This window comes from Pseudarcicella hirudinis, assembly GCF_900115665.1.
In the GTDB taxonomy this organism is placed as follows: Bacteria; Bacteroidota; Bacteroidia; order Cytophagales; family Spirosomataceae; genus Pseudarcicella; species Pseudarcicella hirudinis.
In genome coordinates this window covers 547,470-551,152 of sequence record NZ_FOXH01000003.1, presented here as the reverse complement: position 1 = coordinate 551,152, position 3,683 = coordinate 547,470, and the positions used below count along the sequence as shown (strand labels likewise).

The 3,683-nt window shown below is 38.3% G+C and carries 2 protein-coding genes; both read left to right on the top strand.

The annotated features are described in order from the left end of the window. A partial coding sequence (locus tag BM179_RS08100; RefSeq protein WP_218159178.1) for an SGNH/GDSL hydrolase family protein occupies positions 1–1,485 on the top strand: 1,485 nt, incomplete at its 5' end. A gap of 27 nt (positions 1,486–1,512) precedes the next feature. Continuing rightward, the coding region (locus BM179_RS08095; protein ID WP_092014927.1) for a sialate O-acetylesterase at positions 1,513–3,683 on the top strand (2,171 nt) is incomplete at its 3' end.

The following is a 3,683-nucleotide window of genomic DNA, read 5'->3' as shown; positions in this document are numbered from 1 at the left end:
GCTGATTCATCTATAGGATTCTCGGCAGATTTAATTTATTTTTTATCTTTAAACCCTAATATCATGACTAAAATTCTCATGAAGGCATTTGCTTTATTCCTCTTTTCCTTCACATGCATTGCATGCACTAATCCAGACCATTTGGAAGAGGCAGGCATTCCCATCTTAACTAGTTCCCCAACGCTGCTCTCCAATGTAAAAGCCAATTCCTTTTTTTTGGGTTGGGCTAACCATGGCGATACCACTATCAGAGTTAAAGCCGATAAAGACATTTTACCCGCTTTAACTGGTATTAAAATCGATTTAACAGCTATTACCAATACCTTACTCAATTTAGGAAACTTTAGGCTAATGTCTATAGGTGGTGCTCTTTCTGCAGGTTTTAGAGATGGCGGGCTTTATCGGGAAGGACAGCTAACCGCTTTCCCAAATTTAGTAGCCAGGCAAATGGGTTTATCTTTAAACCTACCTCTATTCGACCCAAATGAGGGCAATGGATCAGGCTATAAAACCCTCATAAACACCGAACCAATCGCCTCCTTTAATTTGGTAACCAACAACCTGGCTTATACCGATAATACAGCTAATACCCTCAGACCCTACTCAGGAAAAATTGACAGCTATGCTTTTCCGAATATGTCTGCTTGGATTAGTTTTATCAACTATCCTAACCACGATAAAATGGGTGAGACGTTTGCCAATAGATTCTTTGATAATACTCAAAAGGATTATAGTTATAACTATGAGTTTCTGATAAAACAAAACTGCGACTTTTTTATTTTTGAGGCAGGAATGGATGATTTGATTGACACTTTTTTGTCTGGAGGAGGAGGCGGGAATATTACTGGAATAAACCCGTATAGCGAAACTCGTGGCACTAGTTTAATTCAAGCCCTAGCTGATAAAAAAGCAAAAGGGATTCTGCTAATAGTACCAGATGTAATGGATTTGCCTTATTTTAATCAAATCACTAATGAAAAAATTAAAAAATTAAATGTTATTCTTAGAGTCAAGGATGATGGAACTGCCCAAGCAGACAGAGAAGGTTATCGGGACTTTAATCCGGCTATTGATAAGCTGATACCAAGCCCTTATGTAGAAAAGCTTATGAGAGGTGAAATAAAAAATATAGCTCTGTTAAATGATAATGAGGTGCTTTCAAAAGCCTCTTATGACGATGAATGGATTGGTGTATCACCTGTATTTTATAATGAGTATAAAATTAATCGAAAAGCCAAAGAGAATAATTTGCCGGTAGTAGATATTTATGGTTTATACAAAAAGATTATCGCAGGAAATTATACAACAGATGATGGTATAAAAGTTGATCCGGATTGGGTAAAGGGGAATTTCTTTTCGGCAGATGGCATTTATCCTACTGCTTTTGGGCAGGCTGTCATTGCCAATGAGGTTATAAAAACGATTAACTCTTTTTATAAACTGAATATTCCCCTCATTTCTACCAGTTTCTTTTTGAAAAAATAATCTTCCATTCTACTACCCATAAATATCATGAAATATTCTAGTAATACAGGGCTTTTTAATAGAAAATGCCTTAGTCACTTCTTTGTCATAGAATTTTTATTTTTCTTTCTTTTGATCTTTTGGCTTTCAGCTAATAATACTTTCAGTCAGACTTCTGTTAAAATCAGTCTTCCCTTAGACAGAACTGTTTTTCAGCAAAGCACAGCAAACAATGCTACTTTTCAATTAGCAGGGCAAATCAACTATTACTATCCCAGTTCCATGGGTTCTACCCTTGAGTACCAGATTGAAAGCCTCAGCAGAACCGGAGAGGTGATTGCTACTACCCAAAGCTGGACGGGGACAGGAATCAATTATGCTACCAGCAGCGGTTTTTTCAACAAAACCCTCACGCTTTCTACAGGCTGGTATAGGATTTCTGTACGCTATAATACCAATTATTCAGGGAGTATAAAAAGCAATGCCATTAAGGTAGGTGTGGGGGAAGTGCTTTTTGCAGCTGGTCAGTCTAATGCACAAGGGGTTGAAATGGGGGGTAGTAATAAAGGAGGTATCCCCGATTTAAAAGGGAATTATGATTGTATCAATGCGGTCAATCAGAACTGCTGGTGTAAGCAAACATATGACTTCCCAATCTTCAAACAAATGGAATACTCAGCTGAGGATAAAGTCAGCAGAATAGCCCCTAATGGAAATCAAACACTTTGGTGTTACCAGGCCCTGGGGAAACAAATTGTTGACAAAAATACGAATGTGGTAACACCGGTTGTTTTTTTTAATGCAGGATCAGGAGGTACCGGGATTGATAATTGGAGTACATCTGCTGGTAATCCAAATGGTACTACTATTAATCCATTAGGGGGTTATCAAAATTGTCAAAGCAATTTTGCAGATTGGAATAGCGAAGGTCCCCAAGGCCACCCCTATAGGGGTTTAAAAACCGGCTTAAATTATTACGGAGGAATGTTGGGTACAAGAGGTGTAATTTGGCATCAGGGAGAATCTGATACCAAAGAAAATACCTCAGAAGTCTCATACAGAGATAAATTTAGGGCAGTTATTCAACAAACCCGCAATGATTTTAATAGTAACTTAGGCTGGGCTATTTCCAGAGTATCAAGATTACAATATAACGAAAATATAATAACCAGCGATGCTGTTAAAAGAGGACAAGCCTATATCAATAGCAGTGCTAGCAGTTTGAGTAATATTACCTGGGGAGGATACTATTCTGATGAAATTGCAGACAGATTACCTGATAATACCCATTTCAATGCAAGCGGTCTTTTAAAGTTAGCAGAACTATATGCTACCGGAAATTTTGCGGGCAATACTGCCGGCGGTAATCAAGGAGGGGCTATTTTATCTTTAACACCGGTCGAATTCAATAACAGACCCTCTTTGGCTGTTAACGTTACCAGGCCCAATACAGGGGAAATTACCATGACAGTAAGTGGAAGCCATAATGGGTATAAATGGGTAAAAAATGAAGGAAAAATATCAGAAGCGATATATTTTACCCAGGGAATCACTGTAAATAATGACGGAACAGACAAATGGAGATGCTATGTGTCAGATAATAAAGGTAATGTAGCTATTACTCAAGAGGTAGCTTTACCGGTAAGGGAAGCGATTGTTGTAGGGACAGAATGCCCATCGGGTACATTTAGACCAAGCTCGGATAAAATTACCTGTGATGAGATTTCAGGATGGGTATTCAGAGATAATGCAAATGGCCCATACGGAGTAGTTGATGTTTATGTAGATGGGTATAAAAAAAATACCATTACTGCTAATCTTTCAAAGTACTATTATGGAGAAGGTGGATCAAGAGGCTTTGCCAGTAATGAGGGCTATATATATAATGTGCCGGCAAATGCTTCCTGGAGAGACGGGGTCAATCATACTGTTTCTGTAAGACAATGTAACTATAATGTAGATTTTGCATCTGCCTCACTTAATTGTCCTACTAATTCTGGCGGGCCAAGCTGTGATAATGGAGCAAGTCCGTTTTCTATGACCAGTGTAAACTACAATAGCAGTTCAAGATGTGTGGAATATCAATTTAATGCCAACAATTTAAGTAATGCAAACTGGAGCATTAAGCAGGGTAATACAACACTTTACAGCGGTTCATTACCACAGCCTATCACCAGCAATACCGGAACAGTTAATTGTGGCGTCACTTTAGCATCTGG